The 22,594-nt window shown below is 65.7% G+C and carries 22 protein-coding genes; 12 read left to right on the top strand and 10 right to left on the bottom strand.

Features of this window, described 5'->3' with window-relative positions; translation table 11 throughout:
• Positions 1 to 14: 14 nt before the first annotated feature.
• Positions 15 to 497, bottom strand: coding sequence for a hypothetical protein (locus OP497_RS05730; protein WP_280547128.1), 483 nt, complete (start codon positions 495 to 497; stop codon positions 15 to 17).
• Positions 494 to 1,468: an alpha/beta hydrolase gene (locus OP497_RS05725; protein ID WP_280547126.1), complete on the bottom strand. Its 975-nt coding sequence runs from the start codon at positions 1,466 to 1,468 to the stop codon at positions 494 to 496. Before OP497_RS05725 ends, OP497_RS05730 begins: the two co-directional genes overlap by 4 nt.
• Positions 1,469 to 1,699: 231 nt before the next feature.
• Here OP497_RS05725 and OP497_RS05720 point away from each other — a divergent pair, with 231 nt between their 5' ends.
• Together OP497_RS05720 and OP497_RS05715 are read left to right on the top strand one after the other, a co-directional pair.
• Entirely contained in the window at positions 1,700 to 3,874 is a 2,175-nt protein-coding gene (locus OP497_RS05720) for a malate synthase G (RefSeq protein WP_280547124.1), read from the top strand.
• Positions 3,875 to 4,033: 159 nt separating this feature from the next.
• Positions 4,034 to 4,447: a PaaI family thioesterase gene (locus OP497_RS05715; RefSeq protein WP_280547123.1), complete on the top strand. Its 414-nt coding sequence runs from the start codon at positions 4,034 to 4,036 to the stop codon at positions 4,445 to 4,447.
• Here OP497_RS05715 and OP497_RS05710 read toward each other — a convergent pair.
• Complete coding sequence (locus OP497_RS05710; RefSeq protein WP_280547121.1) at positions 4,444 to 4,827, bottom strand: DUF423 domain-containing protein; 384 nt, start codon at positions 4,825 to 4,827, stop codon at positions 4,444 to 4,446. The two genes, OP497_RS05715 and OP497_RS05710, sit on opposite strands and share 4 nt — an antisense overlap.
• A gap of 283 nt (positions 4,828 to 5,110) precedes the next feature.
• Here OP497_RS05710 and trmB point away from each other — a divergent pair, with 283 nt between their 5' ends.
• Both trmB and hutC read left to right on the top strand, forming a co-directional pair.
• Positions 5,111 to 5,851: a tRNA (guanosine(46)-N7)-methyltransferase TrmB gene (trmB, locus tag OP497_RS05705; RefSeq protein ID WP_280547119.1), complete on the top strand. Its 741-nt coding sequence runs from the start codon at positions 5,111 to 5,113 to the stop codon at positions 5,849 to 5,851.
• A gap of 236 nt (positions 5,852 to 6,087) precedes the next feature.
• A complete protein-coding gene (gene hutC, locus OP497_RS05700) occupies positions 6,088 to 6,804 on the top strand; it encodes a histidine utilization repressor (RefSeq protein ID WP_280547118.1) in 717 nt (238 codons plus the stop codon).
• Positions 6,805 to 6,879: 75 nt separating this feature from the next.
• Here hutC and OP497_RS05695 read toward each other — a convergent pair whose 3' ends face one another.
• Positions 6,880 to 8,202, bottom strand: a complete 1,323-nt coding sequence (locus tag OP497_RS05695) for a YjiH family protein (protein WP_280547117.1) — start codon at positions 8,200 to 8,202, stop codon at positions 6,880 to 6,882.
• Positions 8,203 to 8,539: 337 nt separating this feature from the next.
• On the opposite strand from OP497_RS05695, the gene hutI reads away from it, so the two are divergent.
• From hutI to OP497_RS05665, 6 genes are all read left to right on the top strand, one after another.
• Positions 8,540 to 9,757 carry an imidazolonepropionase gene (gene hutI, locus OP497_RS05690; RefSeq protein WP_280547116.1) on the top strand — a complete coding sequence of 406 codons (1,218 nt, stop codon included), beginning with the start codon at positions 8,540 to 8,542 and terminating at the stop codon, positions 9,755 to 9,757.
• On the top strand, positions 9,747 to 10,709 hold the full coding sequence (hutG, locus tag OP497_RS05685; RefSeq protein ID WP_280547115.1) for a formimidoylglutamase: 963 nt from the start codon (positions 9,747 to 9,749) through the stop codon (positions 10,707 to 10,709). Before hutI ends, hutG begins: the two co-directional genes overlap by 11 nt.
• Before the next feature lie 54 nt (positions 10,710 to 10,763).
• Entirely contained in the window at positions 10,764 to 12,443 is a 1,680-nt protein-coding gene (hutU, locus tag OP497_RS05680) for a urocanate hydratase (RefSeq protein WP_280547114.1), read from the top strand.
• Positions 12,444 to 12,457: 14 nt separating this feature from the next.
• Entirely contained in the window at positions 12,458 to 13,993 is a 1,536-nt protein-coding gene (gene hutH / locus OP497_RS05675) for a histidine ammonia-lyase (protein WP_280547113.1), read from the top strand.
• 77 nt (positions 13,994 to 14,070) lie between these two features.
• On the top strand, positions 14,071 to 15,417 hold the full coding sequence (locus tag OP497_RS05670; protein ID WP_280547111.1) for a Na+/H+ antiporter family protein: 1,347 nt from the start codon (positions 14,071 to 14,073) through the stop codon (positions 15,415 to 15,417).
• Positions 15,418 to 15,498: 81 nt separating this feature from the next.
• The gene (locus tag OP497_RS05665; protein ID WP_280547109.1) at positions 15,499 to 15,786 is read left to right on the top strand and encodes a hypothetical protein; all 288 of its coding nucleotides are present in this window, start codon (positions 15,499 to 15,501) and stop codon (positions 15,784 to 15,786) included.
• A gap of 226 nt (positions 15,787 to 16,012) precedes the next feature.
• Here the strand turns inward: OP497_RS05665 and OP497_RS05660 are convergent, their stop codons facing one another.
• Complete coding sequence (locus tag OP497_RS05660) at positions 16,013 to 16,927, bottom strand: AEC family transporter (protein ID WP_280547108.1); 915 nt, start codon at positions 16,925 to 16,927, stop codon at positions 16,013 to 16,015.
• 111 nt (positions 16,928 to 17,038) lie between these two features.
• Here OP497_RS05660 and OP497_RS05655 point away from each other — a divergent pair, with 111 nt between their 5' ends.
• A complete protein-coding gene (locus tag OP497_RS05655; protein WP_280547107.1) occupies positions 17,039 to 17,548 on the top strand; it encodes a hypothetical protein in 510 nt (169 codons plus the stop codon).
• Positions 17,549 to 17,550: 2 nt separating this feature from the next.
• A complete protein-coding gene (locus tag OP497_RS05650) occupies positions 17,551 to 18,147 on the top strand; it encodes an SCO family protein (protein WP_280547106.1) in 597 nt (198 codons plus the stop codon).
• Positions 18,148 to 18,171: 24 nt separating this feature from the next.
• On the opposite strand, the gene OP497_RS05645 is transcribed toward OP497_RS05650, so the two are convergent.
• The 5 genes from OP497_RS05645 to OP497_RS05625 all read right to left on the bottom strand — a co-directional run bounded on the left by OP497_RS05645 (position 18,172) and on the right by OP497_RS05625 (position 22,423).
• Positions 18,172 to 19,221: a PHB depolymerase family esterase gene (locus tag OP497_RS05645; protein ID WP_280547105.1), complete on the bottom strand. Its 1,050-nt coding sequence runs from the start codon at positions 19,219 to 19,221 to the stop codon at positions 18,172 to 18,174.
• Positions 19,222 to 19,231: 10 nt separating this feature from the next.
• Positions 19,232 to 19,921, bottom strand: coding sequence for an FKBP-type peptidyl-prolyl cis-trans isomerase (locus tag OP497_RS05640; RefSeq protein ID WP_280547104.1), 690 nt, complete (start codon positions 19,919 to 19,921; stop codon positions 19,232 to 19,234).
• A gap of 147 nt (positions 19,922 to 20,068) precedes the next feature.
• Positions 20,069 to 20,512: a universal stress protein gene (locus tag OP497_RS05635; protein ID WP_280547103.1), complete on the bottom strand. Its 444-nt coding sequence runs from the start codon at positions 20,510 to 20,512 to the stop codon at positions 20,069 to 20,071.
• An 18-nt stretch (positions 20,513 to 20,530) separates the two neighbouring features.
• Entirely contained in the window at positions 20,531 to 21,814 is a 1,284-nt protein-coding gene (locus OP497_RS05630; RefSeq protein WP_280547102.1) for a TRAP transporter large permease, read from the bottom strand.
• A 30-nt stretch (positions 21,815 to 21,844) separates the two neighbouring features.
• Positions 21,845 to 22,423, bottom strand: a complete 579-nt coding sequence (locus OP497_RS05625) for a TRAP transporter small permease (RefSeq protein ID WP_280547100.1) — start codon at positions 22,421 to 22,423, stop codon at positions 21,845 to 21,847.
• Positions 22,424 to 22,594: the final 171 nt, after the last annotated feature.

Raw genomic sequence — 22,594 nt, 5'->3', positions numbered from 1 at the left:
GGGCCAGCCCGCGCTCAGAGGGCGGTAGCGTCCAGGGCCCCGCTGATCTCGCTGCGCCACGCCGGCGCGTCGCTCCCCGCGCGTCGCAGTTCCAGGCTCAGGCGATAGGGCAGCAACTCGCGGTCGGAGAGCTGCAGCCGGGGGCCGTCGGCCTCGAGGCGGCTGTTCAGGCGCCAGTGGTTGTCGCCGCCCCCCTCGGCCATGGCATCGCGCCACGCCAGCACCTGAGGGCCGTCGGGAACCGCCAGCAGGGCGCGGGTCAGGCTCTCGAGCACGCGTTCTTCGCCGAGCCCCAGGCGGCGGTCGACGTCCGGCCTGGCCAGCAGCAGGACCTGGTCGACCGCCGGTCTGGGCATGGGCGGCGTCGCCGTGAGCCGCTTGGCGGCGCGCTCGCCGAGCCCGAACAGGGCCTGGCGCAGCGTGGTCGGCTGCTCCGGCGCAGCGGCACAGCCGGCGAGCAGCAGGGTCGCCAGCAGCAAAGGCAGGTGGGGTTTCATGGTGAGATCGTCTCCCGGGGCGGGGTGTCGGTCGGCTCCAGTCTGGCAATGAAGCGGTCGAGGACCGTGAACAGCTCGCGGCGAATCGGCTCGGCCTCGTTGACCAGGTGGTGACGGGCCTCGGGGTGGCGATGGATCTCGGCGCCGGGGAACTTGCGCGCCAGCACCTCGAGGTTCCACTCCCAGTCCACGGTCAGGTCCTGCTCACCCTGCAGGATCAGGGTGGGAACCGGGCTCGGTGGCAGTGCCAGCAGCTGCGGCATCCAGCGGCGCATGGCCCCCACCCAGTCCATCGCCAGGCGGTCGGTCTGGAGGGGGTCGCCCTCGCGCAGGAAGTCGGCGAAGTCGGCATCCGTGGAGTTGGCGCGGAACTTGCGCGGGATCGATTCCACGAAGGGCCCCACCAGGCGGTGCAGCCAGCTCGACTGGTTCCAGCCCCAGGGGCGTACCAGCGGCGCCAGCAGCGCCAGTCCCGACCAGGCGCCGTCGTCGCCGCGGGTCAGGGCGTCGGTGGCGAGGATCGCCGCCCCGGTGCTCTGGCCGATGCCCAGCCAGGGCCGGGGGGCCAGTCCCTCGTCCTCGAGATGTTGCTGCAGGTGGTGCAGGCAGCTGCCATAGTCATTGAAATCGTCGATGGAGGCACGGCGGCCGCTGGAGAGGCCATGGCCGGGCAGGTCCCAGAGCACGACCCGCCAGCCCCGCGCGAGCAGGCACTCCAGCAGGTGGCAGTAGAGGCCGAGATGGTCGAAGTAACCGTGCACCACGAAGGCCGTGCCGATGGGCGCCTCGGGACTCCAGACCTGGGTCCAGAGGCGGAAGTCACCGGCCTCCAGGTAGCCCACGTAGAGGCCCACATGCTCGGCAAGCAGGGGTGCCAGGCCGTAGTGGCCCAGGTAGCGCTCGAGGTCTCGGCCGGACAGGTCTGCCGGGGCGAGTGGCCCGAGGGCCTGCAACGGGGTGAAGTCGCTCATCGGTTTCTCCGCAATGCCCGTTCATGCTAGCGCCAAGCCGCCGGCCCGGCCAGCAATGCCTCGGTGGCCGGCCGGCCTCATCATCATATGCGAGCCACGGGCGGTAAGCGGCAGGTATAGGTTTACATGTGGAAGTATTTTCCACAAAATCGACGCTACACCGTCATCTTTCCCTGTCCGGCCGGTCGGTGCCAGGGGGCACCGAGCAGCCAAGCATGAGGAGTACGACCCATGACCCAACGCATCACTCGCCATCGCCTTCAGGTGGCCGCCGAGCTGGACCGTTTCATCAACGAACAGGCCCTGCCGGGCACCGGTGTCGACCCCGAGGCCTTCTGGGCCGGCGTCGACGCGCTCTTCCATGATTTGACCCCCCAGAACCGCGAACTGCTCGCCGAGCGCGATCGCCTGCAGGAGAAGCTCGATGCCTGGCATCGCGAGCACCCCGGCCCGATTCGCGACATGGCCGCCTACCGTGCCTTCCTCGAGGAGATCGGCTATCTGGTGGAAGCACCGGCCAGGGTCGGCGTGACCACCGCCAACGTCGACCGCGAGATTGCCGTCCAGGCCGGCCCGCAGCTGGTGGTGCCGGTCAACAACCCGCGCTATGCACTGAACGCTGGCAATGCCCGCTGGGGCAGCCTCTACGACGCCCTCTACGGCACCGACGCCATCTCCGAGGAGGGCGGTGCCGAGAAGGGCTCGAGCTTCAACCCCAAGCGCGGCGAGAAGGTCATCGGCTATGCCCGCGGTGTGCTCGACCGCGCCGCCCCGCTGGCCACCGGCTCCCACCATGATGCCGTCAACTATGCGCTGCGCGACGGCCACCTGGTGGTCTCCCTGGACGGCGGTCGCGAGACCGGCCTCAAGGACCCGGGCAAGCTGGTGGGCTTCAACGGCCCGGCCGAGAGCCCTGAGTCCGTCCTGCTGGTCAACCACGACCTGCACCTGGAAATCCAGATCGATCCGAGCCACCCGATCGGCAAGACCGACCCGGCCGGCGTCAAGGACCTGGTGGTCGAGGCGGCGCTGACCACCATCATGGACTGCGAGGATTCGGTGGCCGCGGTGGACGCCGAGGATAAGGTCGGGGTCTATGCTAGCTGGCTGGGCCTGATGAAGGGTGACCTGGAAGAGCAGGTCGAGAAGGGTGGAAAGACCCTCACCCGCCGCCTCAATGCCGACCGCACCTGGCACAATACCGACGGGGGGACTGTCACCCTGCCGGGCCGCTCGCTGATGTTCGTGCGCAACGTCGGTCACCTGATGACCACGCCGGCGGTGCTGGATGCCGACGGCAACGAGCTGCCCGAGGGCATCCTCGACGGCATCGTCACCGGCCTGGTCGCCCTGCACGACCTGAAGAAGGGCGAGAACGAGCCGCGCAACTCGCGCACCGGTTCGATGTACATCGTCAAGCCGAAGATGCACGGCCCCAAGGAGGTCGCCTTCTCCAGTGTGCTGTTCGGCCGCATCGAGGACATCCTCGGCATGGCCCGCGATACCCTGAAGATGGGCATCATGGACGAGGAGCGTCGCACCTCGGTCAATCTCAAGGCCTGCATTGCCGAGGCCAGCTCACGGGTGGTGTTCATCAACACCGGCTTCCTCGACCGCACCGGCGACGAGATGCACACCGCCATGGAGGCGGGCCCGATGATCCGCAAGGGCGACATGAAGGGCTCCGCCTGGATCCAGGCCTACGAGAAGAACAACGTCCAGGTCGGCCTGGCCTGCGGCCTGCGCGGCCGCGCCCAGATCGGCAAGGGCATGTGGGCCATGCCCGAACTGATGGCCGCCATGCTCGAGCAGAAGGTCGGCCATCCCAAGGCCGGGGCCAATACCGCCTGGGTGCCGTCGCCCACCGCCGCCACCCTGCATGCCCTGCACTACCACCAGGTGGATGTGGCGGCCCTGCAGCGCGAGATGGAAGGCCAGGGCGAGGCGGACTTCCTGAATGACCTGCTTACCGTGCCGGTGGCCGAGTCACCGCAATGGAGCGACGAGGAGCGCCAGCAGGAGCTGGACAACAACTGCCAGGGCATCCTCGGCTATGTGGTGCGCTGGGTTGAGCACGGCGTGGGCTGTTCCAAGGTGCCGGACATCCATGACGTGGGCCTGATGGAGGACCGCGCCACCTTGCGGATCTCCAGCCAGCACATCGCCAACTGGCTGCACCATGGCGTGGTCGATGCCGCCCGGGTCCAGGAGACCCTGGAGCGCATGGCCAAGGTGGTCGATCAGCAGAACGCCGGTGACCCGGAATACACGCCGATGAGCGCCGATTTCGCCGCCTCGACCGCCTTCCAGGCCGCCAGCGACCTGATCTTCAAGGGTCGCGAACAGCCCGCCGGCTATACCGAGCCGCTGCTGCACCACTGGCGTGCCGTGCACAAGGCGAAATAAGCGGCTTCGGGCTTCGGGCTTCGGGCCCAGCTCAGCGGATACATTGATATCCGTAGCTCGTAGCTCGTATGCATCAAGCGCCCCGGGTACCTGCCCGGGGCGCTTTCGGTTATGTTGACGCAAACGTCACCTTCCCAATGAACCGCAAGGAGCCTGCCGATGACCGTGATGACCGCCGCCGCCATCGAGGACTTTCTCGACGAGGTCTTTCCCCAGCGGACCGGGACCATCGAGGGCGTCGACGAGATGCGCGCGACCATGAGCCTGGCCATCGAAGACGAGCACCTGCGCCCCGGGGCCAGTGTCTCCGGCCCCACCCTGATGGGGCTGGCCGACGTCTGTCTCTACGTGGCGATACTGGCCCAGATCGGCCCCGAGCCCATGGCCGTGACCAGCGACCTGCATTGCCGCTTCCTGCGCCGGCCGCGGGGCGATCGCGATGTCATCGCCAACGCCCGCATCCTCAAGCTGGGACGCCGCCTGGTGGTGGGGGAGGTGCAGCTCTTCTCGGCCGGCGACGAGCGGCCGATGGCCCTGGTCACGGCGACCTACGCCCTGCCCGACGGCGACTAACCGCGTGACCTTGCGCGCAGCACCGTCACCGCCAGGGTCAGCCAGCCGCCGATCATCAGCACCCCGCCCAGCGGGGTGACCAAGCCCAGACCGCGCAGGCCCGTCAGCGCCATGGCGTAGAGCGAGCCCGAGAAGAGCGCCATTCCCGCCGCCCAAAGACCCAGGGAGAGCCGCTGGCCGGCGAGCGGTGTGGTGGCGCGCCAGGCCAGCACCGCCAGCAGCGCCAGGGTATGCCACGCCTGGTAGCGCACCCCGGTCTCGAAGGCAGCCGCCAGCCGCGGGGCCAGCTGGCCCTCCAGCGCATGGGCGCCGAAGGCACCGGCCATCACCACCAGGGCGCCGGAGAGCGCCGCACCCAGCCACCATCCCCTATCCTGCATATTGGTCTCCTCGCGGTTCTCGTTAATCGGGCGCTACCGTACCCCGGCGAAGCGGAAGCCGCTACAATATTGCCCCCGATTCACAGGGCTATCACAGACATCAGCATTGCTCGGGCTGATCCGTCGGCAGGCCTACGAGGAGGCGCTGTAAACCCTTCCATGGGCGCTACCGACGCCATCCCTGGCGTAGGACCTCCTCTTCGGCCTGCCCCCGGTGCCCTCGCTAGTGTCAAGTGCGATAGCTCTGCCCTGATTCATTGCTGGCGACGAGTGCCCCAAGCCCATGACCGACCCACGACACGACGACAAGACCACCGCCCCCGAGGGCCCGGATGCCCCGCTGCATCGCCGCGGCATCAAGAGCTATGTGCTGCGCGCCGGCCGCATGACCCAGGCCCAGACCCGGGGACTCGAGGAGGTCTGGCCGCACCTGGGACTGACCCTCGCCGATGGCCGCCAGGACCTCGATGCCCTGTTCGGGCGACAGGCGCCCCGGGTGCTGGAGATCGGTTTCGGCATGGGGGCCTCGCTGGTCGAGCAGGCCGAGCGTCATCCGGACACCGACTTCATCGGCATCGAGGTGCATGCGCCGGGGGTCGGCAAGCTGCTCGACGAGGCCGACAAGCGTGGCCTGACCAACCTGCGCGTCTACCGCGAGGATGCCCTGGCGGTGCTCGAGCAGTGCCTGCCCGAGGTGAGCCTCGATACCCTGCAGCTGTTCTTCCCTGACCCCTGGCCGAAGAAGAAGCATCACAAGCGGCGCATCGTCCAGCCGGCCTTCGTCGAACTGGTGCGGTCGCGACTCAAGCCCGGTGGCACCCTGCACATGGCCACCGACTGGGCGGCCTATGCCGAGTGGATGGCCGAGATGATGGAGGCCGCTCCGGGCTTCGCCAACACCGCCGGCCCCGAGACGGCCCCCTATGTGCCACGCCCCGAGTTTCGCCCGCTGACCAAGTTCGAGGCGCGCGGCGAAAAACTGGGGCACGGCGTCTGGGACCTGATCTTCACGCGGGTCGACTGACCGGGTCTAGCCGCAGGGCGTCGGTAGCATCCATGGTAACGGCGGTATCCTTAGGTTTGGGTTTTTGGCGAACTTCAGCTCACTCAGCTTTACCACCGTTTTTCTATCCTGCCGTTACCTAATATAACTTCGTTTTCACTGCAGGCTGCGAAGAACCCTAAAGGCTGGAGATGGACAGTCTGGATACAATAGGCATACTGTAATTGTATATACATTATTTTCGCCCAAGGATGCCTATGGCCAACACGCCGCCTCTCTATCAGCAGATCCAGCAGTACCTGCTCGACAAGATCACCAGTGGTGAATGGCCAGCCCATCACCAGATTCCCCCGGAAGAGCAGCTAGCCCGGGATTTCCACGTCAGCCGCATGACCGCCAACAAGGCGATCCGCGACTTAGTCCAGAAAGGGTATCTGACACGCCAGTCGGGGCTTGGCACTTTCGTCACTGATCGAAAGGCAGAGTCATCACTGGTCGAGGTGTACAACATCGCCGAAGAGGTGCGGTCTCGCGGGAATCGTTATGGCAACAAGGTTCTGATCTACGAAGCGAGCGAAGCCAGTGATGAGGTGGCGCTGCGTCTCGGGGTGCGGCTCGGCAGTCGGGTCTTCCACACTCTGATCCTTCACCTCGAGAACGATGTGCCGATCCAGCTCGAGAGGCGTTTCGTCAATCCGCGCTGGGTCCCGGATTATCTGGACACCGACTTCTCCCGCTACACACCCAACGAGGTGCTGGTGGCCGCCTGTCCCATCACTGATGTGGAGCACATCGTAGAGGCGGTGCTGCCCGACCACCAGGCTGCCGAATGGCTGGCCATCGAAACGGTTAGCCCCTGCCTGAGCATGATTCGGCGTACTTGGTCTGGTGAGCATCTGATCAGCTATGCGCGGCTGCTCCATCCTGGGGAGCGCTACAAGTTGCGCTCCTCGATGCATCGCGAGCTGAAATGATCGACCGGTCCACCACTCTCGATGCAAACGGCTGGGGATTCCCAGCCGTTTGCGTATGCAAGCTTTACTACAGTTTCAGCCGATCAGTGTCTGTACCAGATAGCCGGTAGGGACGGCCAGCAGCAGGCTCAGGGACACCCGGATGAACCACACCACCAGCATGCGACCCACCGACAGCGGAATGCTGGTGGAGAGGATGCAGGGGATCGAGGCCGAGAAGAACAGCACGGCCGACACCGACACCACACCGGCGGCGAAGCGAACCGCAAACTCGGCTTCTGCCATCAGCAGCGCCGGCAGGAACATCTCGGCGAGTCCGGCAGCGGAGGCTTGCGCCAGGGCGGCCGCATCCGCCATGTCCCACACCGCTACAAAGGGGTAGAAGAGCCAGCCCAGCCATTCAAACAGCGGCGTGTACTTGGCAACCAGCAGGCCCAGCAGCCCCACCGACATGATCGATGGCAGGATGCTGATGGCCATGACCAGTCCTTCCTTGAAGTTGAGTGCCACGCTGCGATGCAGGCTCGGGGCCTTCTCCGCCACTTCCAGGCCAGTCTGCCAGGCCGTAGTGAGGCGCTTGCCGGGTACCGCTTGTGGTTCGCCATCCGTGGCGCTGTCATCCATCCGCGAGAGCGGCGGCAGCCGCACGGTCACCGCGGTGACGATGAAGGTGATCAGCAGGGTCAACCAGAAGTAGAGGTTCCACACGTCCATCAGGTCGAGGGTCTTGGCCACGATGATCATGAAGGTGGCCGAGACCGTGGAGAAGCCGGTAGCGATGATGGCCGCCTCCCGCGCCGAATACTGTCCGGCCTGATAGACCCGGTTGGTAATCAGCAAGCCGATGGAGTAGCTGCCCACGAAGGAGGCCACGGCGTCGATGGCCGAGCGGCCCGGCGTGCGCCAGATGGGGCGCATCACCGGCTGCACCAGCACGCCGATCAGTTCCAGAAGGCCGTAGCTGATCAGCAGCGCCAGGAAGATGGCGCCGATCGGCACGATCAGACCCACCGGAATCACCAGCTTGTCGAACAGGAAGGGCAGCATGTCCGGCTCATGCAGGAAGGCCGGCCCCCATCCCGTCAGCGCCATCACCGCGGCTGCGACACCGGCAATCTTCAGTATCGTGAATATGCGCTCGGTGAGGTTGCGGTTCCAGTTGCCGCGGACCAGTGGATAGGCCGCGCCGGCAACAATCAGCACCAGGGCATAGAGCCCGCTGGCTTCTCCCAACAATGCGCGCGCGCCGGTCACCATATGGTCCAGGGGGATGGTGCGCTTACCGGCGATCTCGATGGGCACGAAAAAGATCAGGACGCCCAAGGCGCTGGGCAGGAACAGCTTGAGAAGGGTGGCAGTAGCGGCGGGTTGCCGAGCCAGAGGGTCTTGGCGATTCATGAGCATACCTCTTGTCTTGTGTCGTGCGGTGACTGGGTCGGGATAGGCGTCCTGCCTCGATATGTATATACAATAAAATAAGCCAAGCCGGTACCTTCGCCTAGCTATCCAGGCTAGACATTGGTCTAATTCCTTGATCGATGACAGATGGAATTGAGACTGTATATCCTATATAACTATTTGTTTAACGTGAAATAATAAGGATCCCCATCTTTTCGGGCGCGCTGCTTCTCCCTGTGAGCCTCTTGGGGAGGTGGCTTGACGTGGTCCCGCATGCTGGGCTTAATTGTATATACATTGAGTCTGCATCTGTTGAACCACCCCGGAGGAGGCCTCCATGTCGAATACCCCCCCTACGCGTCGTCTATGGCGCGAGATGAAAGTCTTCGACGGGCTGCACACGCTGCCCGAGCCCATGGCCGTCGTCACCGAAGGGGCGCGGGTCGCGTCGCTGGTGCCGATGCGGGAGTTCGATGAAGGGCTCGCGGAAGGCTGCCATGACATGGGCCGCGGCGGCGTGATGACCCCCGGCCTGGTGGACTGTCATACCCACCTGGTGTTTGGCGGCTCCCGTGCCGATGAGTTCGAGGCGCGCCTGAAAGGAGTCAGCTACGAAGAGATCGCCCGTCGTGGCGGTGGGATCCTGAGCACCGTGACGGCCACTCGGGAAGCCAGCGAGGACGAACTACTCGAGCTGGCCAGGCCGCGTCTCGAGGCACTGATCGCCGACGGTGTCACCACCGTGGAGATCAAGTCCGGCTACGGCCTGACGGTCGAGGACGAGCTGAAGATGCTGCGCGTGGCGCGCCGTCTCGGCAAGGCGCTGCCGGTGCGTGTGGTGACGACACTACTGGGTGCCCATGCGCTGCCGCCGGAGTTCAAGGATGACAGTGACGGCTATATCGACCTGGTGTGCCAGGAGATGGTCCCGGCGGCCGCCAGCGAAGGTCTTGCCGATGCTGTCGATGTGTTCTGCGAGAAGATCGCCTTCTCGGTGGCGCAGTGCGAGCGGGTCTTCGAGGCCGCCGAAGCGCATGGTCTGCCGATCAAGGCCCACGCCGAGCAGCTCTCCAACCTGGGTGGCACCGCCATGGCGGCCCGTCACGGGGCACTCTCCGCCGATCATATCGAGTACCTCGATGAGGCCGGGATCGCCGCCATGCGCAAGGCCGGTAGTGTCGCCGTGATCCTGCCGGGGGCCTTCCACACCCTGCGCGAGACGCAGCAGCCGCCCATTGAGGCACTGCGCGAGGCCGGCGTGTCCATGGCCGTGGCCACCGACGCCAACCCGGGCAGCTCGCCGCTGTTCATGCCGACCTTGATGCTGAACCTGGCCTGCACCCTCTTCCGCCTCACGCCTTCCGAGGCGCTGGCCGGCATGACCGCCCATGGGGCGACTGCCCTCGGACTCAAGGGAGAGGGGCGGATCCGGGAAGGGGGCGCCGCCGACCTGTGTGTTTGGAATATCGACATCCCGGCCGCACTGGCTTATGCCGTCCAGCCCGGTCGCCTGCGTCAGCGACTGTTTCAAGGGGAGCTGACTCATGCCGTCTGATACGTCGCATCACCAGGATTTCGACAGCACCTTGTGGCAGGGGCGTACCGACCCCGAGCCCGACAGCGAGCGCTGGCACCAGAAGATTAAGCCGCTGGCTGAGGGTGGCACACCCGGCTGTGCGCTGCTGGGGTTCGCCTGCGATGCCGGGGTGGCACGCAACCAGGGCCGTGTGGGCGCCGCCGAGGGCCCTGCCGCACTGCGTCGCGCCCTGGCGCCGTTGGCCTGGCACCGACAGGACCCCGCCTATGACGCCGGCGACGTGCGCTGTGAAGGCGACGCCATGGAAGTTGCCCAGCAATCGCTGGCCGACCGTCTCGCCCCGCTTCTGAGGGAGGGGCACCTGCCCATCGTGTTGGGTGGCGGCCATGAGGTGGCCTACGCCAGCTGGTCGGGGCTCGCCCAGCATCTGGCGACCCGCGGCGAGATGGCGCCCCGCGTCGGCATCATCAACCTGGATGCCCATTTCGATCTGCGTGACCCCCAGCACGTGCGCTCCTCGGGCACACCCTTCGCGCAGATCGCCGACGACTGTCGACAGCGCGGCTGGCCATTCCGCTATGCCTGCCTGGGCGTGAATCGTGGCGCTAATACGCGGGCGCTGTTCAACCGCGCCGACGAGCTTGGCGTGATGGTGCGCGAGGATCGCGACTTCCAGCCGGCCCGCTTCGACGAGATCCAGCGCGACCTGGAGCGCTTCCTGGTGCGCTGCGACCACCTCTACCTGAGCATCGATCTGGACGTGCTGCCGGCCGCCGAGGCCCCCGGGGTGAGTGCCCCGGCCGCCCGTGGCGTTGCGCTCGCCCTGATCGAGCCGCTGATCGAGAGCATTCGAGATAGCGGCAAGCTGCGCCTGGCCGACCTGGCGGAACTCAACCCCGGCCGTGATATCGACGGCCGCACCGCCAGGGCGGCCGCTCGCCTGGTGCATCTGCTGACCCTGAATGACTGAGAGCCGACGGCTCCACGACACGACAATCCACCAAGACTCAAGAGTCAATACGCTATGACCCAGCAAGACAAGCGTCACGACCCCTCCCGCAAGATCGCCGCGCCCACTGGTACCGAGCGCAGCTGCAAGAGCTGGCTCACCGAGGCCCCGCTGCGCATGCTGATGAACAACCTGCACCCCGATGTGGCCGAGCGCCCCGAGGACCTGGTGGTATATGGCGGCATCGGCCGTGCCGCTCGCGACTGGGAGTGCTACGACAAGATCGTCGAGACCCTGCAGCGCCTGGAGGATACCCAGACCCTGCTGGTGCAGTCCGGCAAACCGGTGGGCGTCTTCGAGACCCACAAGGACGCGCCGCGTGTGCTGATTGCCAACTCCAACCTGGTGCCGGCCTGGGCCAACTGGGAACACTTCAACGAGCTGGATCGCAAGGGTCTGATGATGTACGGCCAGATGACCGCCGGCTCGTGGATCTACATCGGTTCTCAGGGCATCGTGCAGGGCACCTACGAGACCTTCGTCGAGGCAGGTCGCCAGCACTATGACGGCGAGCTCAAGGGCCGCTGGATCCTGACCGCTGGTCTCGGTGGCATGGGCGGTGCTCAACCGCTGGCCGCCACCCTTGCCGGTGCCTGCTCACTCAATATCGAGTGCCAGCAGAGCAGCATCGATTTCCGTCTGCGCACTCGCTACCTCGACGAGCAGGCCGAGGACCTGGATGACGCCCTGGCCCGCATCGAGCGCTATACCGCCGAGGGTAAAGCCATTTCCATCGGCCTGTGCGCCAACGCTGCCGACGTGCTGCCCGAGCTGGTCAAGCGTGGTGTGAAGCCGGACATGGTCACCGACCAGACCAGCGCCCACGATCCTCTGCATGGCTATCTGCCCTCCGGCTGGACCTGGGAGGAGTACGTGGCGCGTGGCAAGTCGCAGCCCGAGGCCACCGTCAAGGCCGCCAAGCAGTCCATGGCGGTGCATGTGCAGGCGATGCTCGACTTCCAGAAGATGGGCGTGCCCACCTTCGACTACGGCAACAACATCCGCCAGATGGCGATGGAAGAGGGCGTCAAGAATGCCTTCGACTTCCCTGGCTTCGTGCCGGCCTATATTCGCCCGCTGTTCTGCCAGGGCATCGGCCCGTTCCGCTGGGCAGCGCTCTCCGGTGACCCGGAGGACATCTACAAGACCGACCAGAAGGTCAAGGAGCTGATACCGGACGATCCGCACCTCCACAACTGGCTCGACATGGCGCGCGAGCGCATCAGCTTCCAGGGCCTGCCGGCGCGCATCTGCTGGGTCGGCCTCAAGGACCGCGCCCGCCTGGGCCAGGCCTTCAACGAGATGGTCAAGAGCGGCGAGCTCAAGGCGCCAATCGTGATCGGGCGCGACCACCTGGACTCCGGCTCGGTAGCCAGCCCCAACCGTGAGACCGAGGCGATGCAGGATGGCTCCGATGCCGTGTCCGACTGGCCGCTGCTCAATGCCCTCCTCAACACCGCCGGTGGCGCTACCTGGGTGTCGCTGCACCATGGCGGCGGCGTGGGCATGGGCTACTCCCAGCACGCGGGCGTGGTGATCGTCTGTGACGGCACCGATGACGCTCACGCCCGCGTGGGCCGGGTTTTGCGCAATGACCCGGCTACCGGCGTCATGCGTCACGCCGATGCCGGTTACGAGACCGCCAAGGAGTGTGCCCGTGAAAACGGCCTCGACCTGCCGATGCTGAACAACTAATAGGAGACTTCCCAATGGCCCATCTCGAGATTCGGCCCGGCACGATGACCCTGGCGCAGGCGCGTCAGGTCTTCCAGGAGCCTGTCAACGTCAGCCTTCCGGGCAGTGCCGATGACGATATCGGCAAGTCAGTCGACTGCGTCAACCGCGTCATCGCCGAGAACCGCACCGTATATGGCATCAACACCGGCTTCGGGCTGCTGGCCCAGACCCGCATCGCCAACGAGGACCTCGAGGCGCTGCAGCGCTCCCTGGTGCTCTCCCACGCCACCGGCGTCGGAGCGGCCCTAGATGACAACCTGGTGCGGCTGATCATGGTGCTCAAGGTCAACAGCTTGGCGCGCGGGTTCTCTGGCATCCGTCGAGAGGTGCTCGACGCCCTGGTCGCACTCATCAATGCCGAGGTCTACCCGCATATCCCGGTCAAGGGATCCGTCGGGGCTTCGGGGGATCTCGCCCCCTTGGCCCATATGAGCGTGGTTTTGCTCGGTGAGGGAAAGGCTCGGTATCAGGGCGAGTGGGTCTCGGCTCGAGAAGCCCTTGAGATCGCCGGACTCGCCCCTATGGAGCTGGCGCCCAAGGAGGGTCTGGCTCTGCTCAACGGCACCCAGGTCTCCACTGCTTATGCGCTGCGCGGTCTCTTCGACGCCGAGGATCTGTTCGCTGCGGCGACGGTATGTGGGTCATTGACCGTGGAGGCTACTCTCGCCTCTCGCTCGCCCTTCGACGCTCGGGTCCATGAGGTCCGTGGCCAGCGCGGCCAGATCGATGCCGCTGCAGCCTATCGTCACCTGCTGGGGGAGGGCAGTGCCATCGGAGACTCCCACGCCGACTGCGACAGGGTCCAGGACCCCTACTCACTGCGTTGCCAGCCCCAGGTGATGGGTGCCGTTCTGACCCAGATCCGTCAGGTAGCTGAAGTGCTGGCGGTGGAGACCAATGCAGTCTCGGATAACCCGCTGGTGTTTGCTGCGGACGACGACATCATCTCCGCTGGCAATTTCCACGCCGAGCCGGTGGCCATGGCGGCCGACAATCTGGCGTTGGCCATCGCCGAGACGGGCTCGCTGGCAGAGCGGCGCATCTCGCTGATGATGGACAAGCACATGTCCCAGCTGCCTCCCTTCCTGGTGGAGAATGGCGGGGTCAACTCGGGCTTCATGATCGCGCAAGTGACGGCGGCGGCTCTGGCGAGCGAGAACAAGGCCCTGGCCCATCCGCACAGCGTCGACAGCCTGCCCACCTCTGCCAACCAGGAGGACCACGTCTCCATGGCTCCGGCCGCCGGCAAGCGGCTCTGGGAGATGGCCGATAACGTTCGCGGCATCCTGGCCATCGAGTGGCTGGCCGCCTGCCAGGGGCTCGACATGCGCCACGGCCTGAAGAGTAGCAAGACACTGGAGCAGGCCAGGCAACTGTTGCGCGAGCGGGTCAGCCACTACGGGCAGGACCGCTTCTTCGCACCGGACATCGAAGCCGCCAGTGAGCTGCTCGCCGACCGTACCCTGAGCCCTCTGGCTCGACCCGGCACGTTGCCCAGCCAGCACTGATACGCCTGGTGCTGCTCTACGGCACCGGGCCGTGGAGCAGTCATCGTATTCAACTCCAACGACAAAGTAGGCTTTCCATGAATGCAATCGTCTTGGCCATCCTGGTGATGGTCGGTCTGAGTCTTTCTCGCGTTTCCGTGGTCTTTGCTCTGATCGTCGCCACTCTGGTGGGCGGTCTCTATGCTGGCATGCCCATCAATGAGATCCTTGATGCCTTTAACGATGGCCTAGGCAACGGCGCTACCGTGGCGCTCGCCTATGCCGTGTTGGGCGCCTTCGCCGTGGCGCTTTCTCGTTCGGGGATCACCGAGGTATTGGCGAATCGTGCCATTAGCCGCTTTCATGTCGACGAGACGGGCAGCAGCCGGCGGATGGTGACTTATACGCTGCTGGCCGCCTTGTTGGCCGCGGCCATCAGTTCCCAGAACCTGATCCCGGTACACATCGCCTTCATTCCGGTAGTGGTGCCGCCTCTGCTCAAGCTGATGAACCATCTTCAGCTTGATCGTCGCTTGGTGGCTTGTGTGATCACTTTCGGCATCACCGCGCCCTACATGCTGCTGCCGGTGGGCTTTGGTGCCATCTTCCTTAACGACATTCTGCTGACCAATCTCAATGAGAGCGGTGCCGCATTGGGTCTCGAGGTGACTCGCCAGATGGTGCCGATGGCCATGGTGATTCCCATCGGGGGCATGGCGCTGGGGCTCGCCGTGGCAGTGCTGATCAGCTACCGGAAAGGGCGTAAGTATGAGGACCGTGATCTGGCGCACGGTGACGAGACTCCTGCCGAGGCGTCGCAGCATCTGAAGGGCTGGCAGAAGGCCGTACTCGCCATTGCGCTGGTAGGCACGGTAGCGGTTCAGCTCTACACCGGCTCGATGGTGCTGGGCGGTATCTTCGGTTTCGCCGTGCTATCGCTGAGCGGTGTTTTTCGCTGGCATGAGCAGGACGGCATCTTCACCGAAGGCATGCGGATGATGGCCCTGGTCGGCTTCATCATGATCACCGCGGCAGGTTTCGCCAGCGTGATGCAGGCCAGTGGTGAGGTCGAAGGGTTGGTAACGAGCTCCACCGAGATGATCGGTGACAACAAGGGACTGGCGGCGTTGATCATGCTGCTGGTGGGCCTGTTCATCACCATGGGTATTGGCTCGTCTTTCTCGACGATTCCGATTATCGCCTCGCTCTACGTCCCATTGGCGCTCAACTTCGGCTTTTCGCCGCTCGCTACAGTGGCCTTGGTTGGCACCGCTGCTGCTCTGGGGGATGCCGGCTCGCCCGCCTCGGATTCGACGCTTGGCCCCACCGCCGGCCTCAACGTCGATGGCCAGCATGATCACATTTGGGACAGCGTGGTGCCGACTTTCCTGCACTACAACATTCCGCTAGTGGTCTTTGGTTGGATTGCGGCCATGGTGCTGTGACCTGACCAATGCTTCTCACCGCCGCGTGTGATCCACCGGCGGTGATTTAAACGGTTCATGGCACTTTGCCGGAAAAGCGGCGTGGATCTTTACAAAGAAGTACGCCGTGTCGCCATATCCGAAGGCAATCCGCTTGCTGATCTTGCGGGCAGTCTTATTATAGCCGCTGCAGACAGGGGTAATCCGATCATCGGGCTCCACCTGGAGATGCGACGTCTAAGGGGCCAGAAACGCGTGATGAGCGACGGTGAAGCCTTTCCGGAGCAGGGGGGTAGCCTCTATGGCGAGGGCGGTAACCGTGAACAGACGTTTGTGGTGAATAACTGCTTGCTCGGATTTACCGACGTTTCGCTATCCTGCCTTAATTAGGTCAGCTTTGTTTCGCTTTCACGCCAGTCTGCGAAGAACCAAAAGAAAGCCGCCCCGGAAGAGGCGGCAAAAAAGACCGTGACTAGCAATGAGAGGGAGAAACCAGGGCAGGAGACTGGCGGGTTCCTGCCTGGCGTGGCGCCTCATCAACGCCACGGTTCAAGAATAATCATTCTCGTTTGAGCTGTCAATACAAATGCGAACGCTTTTCGTTAGCGATGTATCGTCAGCCGGCAAGGCGCAGCCACAGCGGCAGGGTCAGCATGGCCAGCAGCGTCTGGCCGGTGATCAGGGCCGCCATCAGCTCGGCGTCTCCGCCCAGCTGGCGGGCCAGGATATACGCCGAAGTGGCGGTGGGCAGGGCGGCGAACAGCAGGGCCACATCGCGGGTCACTGGATCCAGGCCCAGCAGCAGGGCCAGAATGAGCACCAGGGCCGGCATCAGCCCCAGCTTGACCAGGTTGGCGGTCCAGACCCCGCGATCGCGTCTCAGTAGCGCGGCGGGACGCAGCGCCACGCCCACCGCCACCAGGCCCAGCGGCAGGGCGGCACGGCCCAGCAGCTCCATGCCGGGCTGGCTCCAGCCGGGCAGGCCGATGCCGCTGAGGTTGAGGGCGATGCCGGTCAGGCAGGCCAGGATCAGCGGGTTGCGCGTCAGTGCGGCGAGGCTCCTGCCCAGGCTCGCCGAGCCCAGAGTGCCGGTTGCGATGAAACTGGCCACGCAGAGCACGTTGACCACTGGCACCATCAGCGCCACCGCGACCGCGGCCACCGTGGCCCCGGCACTGCCGTGCAGGGCGGCGGCCCCGGCCACCCCGACATAGGTGTTGAAGCGCAGCGCGCCCTGGAAGGCCGAGGTGAAGGCGGGCGCAGCGAGTCGCAGCCGGCCTCGCAGCCCCCACAGCAGCAGGCCGAACAGGCCCATGGCACCGAGCAGGGCGAGGGCCAGCCGGGCCACCGGCACCTGGGCGACGTCCGCGGTGGCCAGGGTCGAGACCAGCATGGCGGGAAACAGCAGGAAGTAGATCAGCCGTTCCATGCGCGGCCAGAAGTCGCCGCCCGGCTGGCGCCACCAGCCGAGCCCGGCGCCCAGCAGGATCAGCAGGAACAGCGGCCCCAGTGCGTTGCCCACGTCGTCCATGACAGTTCCCTCCTGATGGTCTCCCCTGCGACATCCTTGCGCACTTCGCCGCAGGCAAATGCTGATAAGCTTACCTCCATCCTGCCACCGATGGAGGCCCCGCGCTTCGCCATGCCCCCGCGTATCCCGTCGTCGAGCGGTGCGGCTCGCCCCCCGCTGCTGCCCCTGCTGATCACCGTCACCCTGCTGACCCTCGCCGTGGCGCTCTGGTACCTGACCCGCTACAGCCTGCGCGATGAGGTCGGTGTGCACTGGCATCCGCCGGCGGAGGTCCGCTGCGACCTCCATGCGGGCCCCTGCACGGCGCGCCTGGGGCAGGGCATCACGCTGCGCCTGGCGATCGCGTCGGACGGCCCCATCCGGGCCCTGGAGCGTCTGCCGCTGGAGGTGCGCCTGGCGGGTATTGCCGCCGAGTCCGCGCGCGTCGACTTCGTCGGCCGCGACATGGACATGGGGTTGCACCGCTTCCCCCTCGAGGCCGTGGGAGGCGGCGTCTTCCGTGGGGAGGGGCAGGTGACGATCTGTACCGAGGCGGTCATGCCCTGGCGCGCGAAGGTGGTGGTGGACACGCCACAAGGCCGTCTGGGAAGCTGGTTCGACTTCGACGTGGCGAGGCGGTGATCATGCAGCGGCGAGGCATCTGGCTGGGACTGGGCGCGATACTGATGGTGGTCGCGGTCGGCCTCGCCTTCTACCAGCAGCAGCTGAGGGACCCGGCGAAGGGCGAGCCCCAGGGAGGGCCGATCGAGCTGCCGTCGACCGCGGGCGAGTTCTCGCTGAGCCAGCTCGATGATGATCAGCTGGCGGTGATCTTCTTCGGCTACACCTGGTGCCCGGATGTCTGCCCGATGAGCCTCGCCGTGGTGCGTCAGGTGATGGGGCGTCTCGACCCCGAGCAGCGGCGCCGGGTGGTCCCGCTGATGATCTCGCTGGACCCCGAGCGGGATACCCTGACGCGGCTGGAGGAGTACCTGGCCTTCTTCGGGGAGGGGTTCATCGGCGCCACCGGCAGCCAGGACGCGCTCGAGGCACTGGCCGAACGCTACGGGGTGGTCTGGCGCAGGGTGGCGACCCCGGACTCCGCCATGGCCTACACCATCGATCACAGCGCCTCGCTGTTCCTGGTCGACCGCGACGGCGAGATTCGCCGCCGGGTGCTGCATTCCCCCACCTCGGGCCCGCTGCAGGCCGCCCTGGAACAGGCGCTGGCCGAGGGCTGACGCCTCGGCACGGGAACGGCTGGCTTATTTCTCGTCGGGTGCCTGCTGCAGGCGCTCGATCATGGCCATCAACGCCCCCGTCTGGGAGCCCCGGCGGCTGTCATGCAGGGGGTCGAGTTGCCAGGTGCTCTCGGAAAAGCCCCACCAGTCCCAGCAGCCCTGGGGATTGGGCAGGCTGGTTTCCGCCTGGGGGTAGAGCACCACCCGTCGATTGGTGGCGGCCCACTCGTTGAGGCCACTGTGGCGAACGAAGGCCTCGTCGATCTGCTCGACATCCATGGCACAGCCATGCAGCGCCACGGTCAGCTCACAGCCGCCCTTCTCGCAGTTCGCTGGCACGAACAGGTAACCGGTGTCACCCAGCCCGCGGGCGTCGAAGCTTGACTGGTCGAAGCGCACGAGCTCACCCCGTGGTTCGCCCGGCGCGGGGGGCGCCAGGTCGCCGTGCAGCCAGCCCAGCATCTCCCCGGCGATATCCAGGTCGCAGGCCAGCAGGTGGGTGCCGCCGCCGCCGCGACAGTCCGCCAGGGCATCCACGGGCGTGTCCACACTCGCCGCCAGCGGCCAGCCGTGGCCGGCCTCCTCGCTCTCCATGAACCTCAGCTGGCCATCGGGGGAGGCCAGCCAGCCGCGAAATTGCTCGGCCAGGGCTTGGCCCAGTGCGGGGGCCACGGTGTCGTCCTCCGCGCCATGCCAGACGAAGACCCGCAGCTCGGCCAGGGCCTCGGGCTCGCCGACCAGCTCGCGCCGGCGGTACCCCCGGTAGCGGTCCTCGAGCTCCGCCGGGTCCGGCATGCCTCGCTGGGTCGACATGCATTGGCCCAGGGCCAGGCCCAGGGAGCCGCGGGCACAGGCCCAGGGCCCGGCGGCGGCGACGCCCAGCCCGGCGAACCGTTCGGGCCAGGCCACCGCCAGCTGGGTGGCCATGTAGCCCCCCGAGGAGACACCGAGCACGCTGACGCTGTCCCGGTCCACGCCCAGGCGCGGCAGTTGTGCCGGCGGCTCCTGGGCGGCCAGCGGGGCGGCCAGCCCCAGACAGAGACCGGCGGCGGCCAGGCAGCGGAGGGCGTTCATCGGGGCCGGATCATTCACCAGCCACGTCGAGCAGCTCGACCTTGAAGATCAGCGTCTCGTGGGGGCCGATGGGACCCTGTCCCTGGGCGCCGTAGGCCAGCTCGGAGGGAATCACCACCTCCCAGGTGTCACCCACGCTCATCAGCAGCAGGGCTTCCTGCCAGCCCTCGATGACCTGGCCGACCTGGAAGCTCACCGGCTCGCCGCGATCATAGGAGCTGTCGAAGACGGTGCCGTCGATCAGGGTGCCCTCGTAATGGACCTCCACGGTGTCGGCGGCGGTGGGGGTCGCACCGTCGCCGGATTCCAGCTCGCGATACTGCAGGCCCGAGTCGGTGACCGTCACCCCGTCCTGTTCGGCGTTCTCGGCCAGGTAGGCCTCGCCCTCGGCGCGGTTGGCCGCGGCCTGCTGTTCGGTCTCGGCCTCGCGGGCGGCCATGGCCTCCTGCTGGAACGTTGTCAGGGCCTTGGCCATCTCCTCGTCGCTCATTTCCAGCTCGCCGTCGTCGAAGACGTCGCGGATGGCCTGGGTGAAGGCATCGACGTCCAGGTCCTCGACATCCTGCTGGATGCTCTGGCCCAGGGTCACGCCGAGGCTGTAGCCCAGCTTTTCGTCGTCGGTCTCCGGGGCGGCGGCCAGTGCCAGGGGGGCGGCGGCCAGCAGGGCTGTCAGGGAGGCGGAGGTCAGCAGTGTCTTCATGAAAGAACCTTGTGCTTTGGCGCGCAGGCGCCTTGGGTGGATGTCCGAGAATGCATGGAAATCATGGGACTCTAACAGGGCCGGGCCAGTTCCGCACCCGCATGACATACAGGGGGAAACCGGCCCGGCGAGGGGTGCCCGCGAGGGTCAGACGATCAGGGTCGGGCAGTGGGCGGAGCCGGCCACCCGCTGGGCGACGCTGCCCAGCAGCAGGCTCTTGTCGCCGTTGGTGCCCTGGGAGCCGATCACGATCAAGTCACACTCGCGCTTGCGGGCAAAGCGCACGATGATGCGCGACGGCCGCCCCCCCTTGACGAAGGAGCGTACCTTCTCGGCCGGCACCCCGAGCTCCACGGCATGAGACTTGGCATGGACCGCGATCTCGGTGGCGTACTCCTTGAGCGCGTCATCGGGCAGGTCGAGCTGCTCGGGCCTCACCATGGAGAGCGAGGCCTCGAGCAAGCTGTGGTGCTTGAAGACGCACAGGATGTAGAACTCGGCCCCGGTCAGCAGCTGCAGGCCAGCACCTTTCTCCAGCGCCTTGAGGGCGCCCTTGGAGCCATCCACCGGGACCAGTATCCGATTGAACATGGTCGTTTACTCCTTGGGTCAGGCGAACGCCAGGTCACGCAGGAACAGGGCGATCTGCGGGAACATGATCAGCAGGGCCGCGGCCATGATCAGCATCAGCACGAAGGGCGGCGTGCCCTTGATCACGTCCAGGTAGGGGCGCTTGAAGATGGCGATGGCGGTGAAGATGTCGCACCCGAAGGGTGGCGTCGCCGAACCGATGGCCACCTGCAGGGTGATCAGGATGCCCACCAGCACTGGATCGAGCCCGGTAGCCGCCACGGCCGGGGCGAAGATCGGCGTCAGCACCAAGATCACCACGATGGGGTCGACGAACATGCAGGCCACGAAGAAGGCGACGCAGATGGCGATCAGCACGCCCGTGGGGCCCGCCTCGTGGACGCCCGCTGCCGCCAGGATCTCCTGGGGGATCTGGGCGAAGGAGATGATCCACGAGAAGCTATTGCCCACCGCGACCAGGATGAACACCACGGCGGTGATCAGGCCGGTGGACTTGGCGATGGCATAGATGTCGTTGATCTTCAGCGAGCGGAAGATCAAAAACTCCAGGAAGATGGCGTAAAGCACACAGGCGGCCGCTGCCTCGGTGGGGCTGAAGATGCCGCCGTAGATGCCGCCAACGATGATCACCGGGAAGCCCAGCGGCCACAGGGCCAGGCGGACCGCGGTGAGGCGTTCGCCCCAGCTCGATTTCGGCTCGGTAGGGACCTTGCGCACGGTGGCGTAGATCACGCAGTAGATCGAGAACATCACCAGGATCAACAGCCCGGGCCCGATGCCGGCGATGAACAGTTCGGCGATGGAGGTTCCCGAGATAACCCCGTAGATGATCATGCCGATGCTGGGCGGGATCAGGAAGGCGATATCGCTGGAGTTGATGATCAGCGCCAGGGTGAAGGAGTCCGAGTAGCCGGCCTTGAGCATCTTGGGACGCAGTGGCGACCCGACGGCCACCACCGTGGCCTGGGTAGAGCCCGAGACGGCGCCGAACAAGGTACAGGAGGCCGCGGTGGAGACCGCCAGACCGCCCTTAACGTGGCCAATGAAGGACATCACCATGTTGATCAGACGATCGGCCGAATGCCCACGCGTCATGATATCGGCGGCCAGGATGAACATCGGCACCGCAATCAGCGAGGCGGGGCGGATGCCGGCCATCATCTGCTGGATGAGCGTGTCCATCTGGCCCAGGCCGTTGAACATCATGTAGAAACCGATGACCGCCGCGGTGATCAGCGGGATCATCATGGGAAAGCCCAGCAGCAGCAGGGCGATCATGGTGGTAACCATTATTGTCGTCATCGTGCGTTCCCCCGGGCGTTCTGCCCTCCGTCAGACTTCCGTTTCCGTGTCCTTGTAGCCGTCGAGCACGCCAGTCGACAGATAGACGTCCCGTGACGTCAGGTTCTTGATCGCGGTGAGCAGGTACTGGATCCCGGTGATCAGAAAGCCCAGGGGTGCCCAGATGTAGATGATCCAGATCGGGAAGCCCAGCGCCGGCAGGATCCTGCCCTTGGACTGCAGGTCCAGGATGTAGACGATCGAGTAGTAGAGCAGGAAGAACATCACCAGCGAGGTGACCAGAGAGATGAAGATCATCAGCGCCTTGCGGCCGCCGACCGGCAGGGCATCGTAGATCGCCGACATGCGGATATGGCGACCGTGGCGGGCGGCATAGCCGATGCCGGCGAAGGTGATCATGATGATCAGGATGCGGTTGATCTCGCCGGAAAAGAAGATGCTGTCACCGAACACGAAGCGGGCGATGACGTTGGCGATGGTGTTGAAGGCCATCAGCAGCACGCCGAGTGCCAGGATCGCCGCCTCCAACTTGCTTATCAGGGTGTCGATGACCCCGAGCGGGCCAGGAAGGCCCGAGCGATAGTGCTTTTCGGACTCGTCGTCGGTCATGTCCGTACTCCCCTTCGGCTGCGATGAGGGAAAATCAGGAATCCCTTATGGCCAGCATACGCGTGGATGCCTGGCCCGGTGGCCGCCGACATCAACGCTGGGTGCACGCTGCCATGTTCGGAAACCTCATGTCCACAAACCTCATGTCCATAAACAACAGGAGGGGGGCGG

This window comes from Halomonas sp. 11-S5 (assembly GCF_029889825.1).
Lineage (GTDB): Bacteria > Pseudomonadota > Gammaproteobacteria > Pseudomonadales > Halomonadaceae > Halomonas.
This window is presented reverse-complemented; position numbering and strand designations above follow the sequence as displayed.

Excerpts from the sequence above, each read along its gene's own strand:
- OP497_RS05630 (WP_280547102.1), bottom strand. The coding sequence starts at position 21,814 with ATGACGACAATAATGGTTACCACCATGATCGCCCTGCTGCTGCTGGGC.
- trmB (WP_280547119.1), top strand. The coding sequence starts at position 5,111 with ATGACCGACCCACGACACGACGACAAGACCACCGCCCCCGAGGGCCCG.
- OP497_RS05695 (WP_280547117.1), bottom strand. The coding sequence starts at position 8,202 with ATGAATCGCCAAGACCCTCTGGCTCGGCAACCCGCCGCTACTGCCACC.
- OP497_RS05625 (WP_280547100.1), bottom strand. The coding sequence starts at position 22,423 with ATGACCGACGACGAGTCCGAAAAGCACTATCGCTCGGGCCTTCCTGGC.
- OP497_RS05730 (WP_280547128.1), bottom strand. The coding sequence starts at position 497 with ATGAAACCCCACCTGCCTTTGCTGCTGGCGACCCTGCTGCTCGCCGGC.
- hutU (WP_280547114.1), top strand. The coding sequence starts at position 10,764 with ATGACCCAGCAAGACAAGCGTCACGACCCCTCCCGCAAGATCGCCGCG.
- hutC (WP_280547118.1), top strand. The coding sequence starts at position 6,088 with ATGGCCAACACGCCGCCTCTCTATCAGCAGATCCAGCAGTACCTGCTC.
- OP497_RS05720 (WP_280547124.1), top strand. The coding sequence starts at position 1,700 with ATGACCCAACGCATCACTCGCCATCGCCTTCAGGTGGCCGCCGAGCTG.
- OP497_RS05650 (WP_280547106.1), top strand. The coding sequence starts at position 17,551 with ATGCAGCGGCGAGGCATCTGGCTGGGACTGGGCGCGATACTGATGGTG.
- OP497_RS05715 (WP_280547123.1), top strand. The coding sequence starts at position 4,034 with ATGACCGTGATGACCGCCGCCGCCATCGAGGACTTTCTCGACGAGGTC.
- hutG (WP_280547115.1), top strand. The coding sequence starts at position 9,747 with ATGCCGTCTGATACGTCGCATCACCAGGATTTCGACAGCACCTTGTGG.
- OP497_RS05655 (WP_280547107.1), top strand. The coding sequence starts at position 17,039 with ATGCCCCCGCGTATCCCGTCGTCGAGCGGTGCGGCTCGCCCCCCGCTG.
- OP497_RS05640 (WP_280547104.1), bottom strand. The coding sequence starts at position 19,921 with ATGAAGACACTGCTGACCTCCGCCTCCCTGACAGCCCTGCTGGCCGCC.
- hutI (WP_280547116.1), top strand. The coding sequence starts at position 8,540 with ATGTCGAATACCCCCCCTACGCGTCGTCTATGGCGCGAGATGAAAGTC.
- OP497_RS05660 (WP_280547108.1), bottom strand. The coding sequence starts at position 16,927 with ATGGACGACGTGGGCAACGCACTGGGGCCGCTGTTCCTGCTGATCCTG.
- OP497_RS05635 (WP_280547103.1), bottom strand. The coding sequence starts at position 20,512 with ATGTTCAATCGGATACTGGTCCCGGTGGATGGCTCCAAGGGCGCCCTC.
- OP497_RS05645 (WP_280547105.1), bottom strand. The coding sequence starts at position 19,221 with ATGAACGCCCTCCGCTGCCTGGCCGCCGCCGGTCTCTGTCTGGGGCTG.
- OP497_RS05725 (WP_280547126.1), bottom strand. The coding sequence starts at position 1,468 with ATGAGCGACTTCACCCCGTTGCAGGCCCTCGGGCCACTCGCCCCGGCA.
- hutH (WP_280547113.1), top strand. The coding sequence starts at position 12,458 with ATGGCCCATCTCGAGATTCGGCCCGGCACGATGACCCTGGCGCAGGCG.
- OP497_RS05670 (WP_280547111.1), top strand. The coding sequence starts at position 14,071 with ATGAATGCAATCGTCTTGGCCATCCTGGTGATGGTCGGTCTGAGTCTT.
- OP497_RS05710 (WP_280547121.1), bottom strand. The coding sequence starts at position 4,827 with ATGCAGGATAGGGGATGGTGGCTGGGTGCGGCGCTCTCCGGCGCCCTG.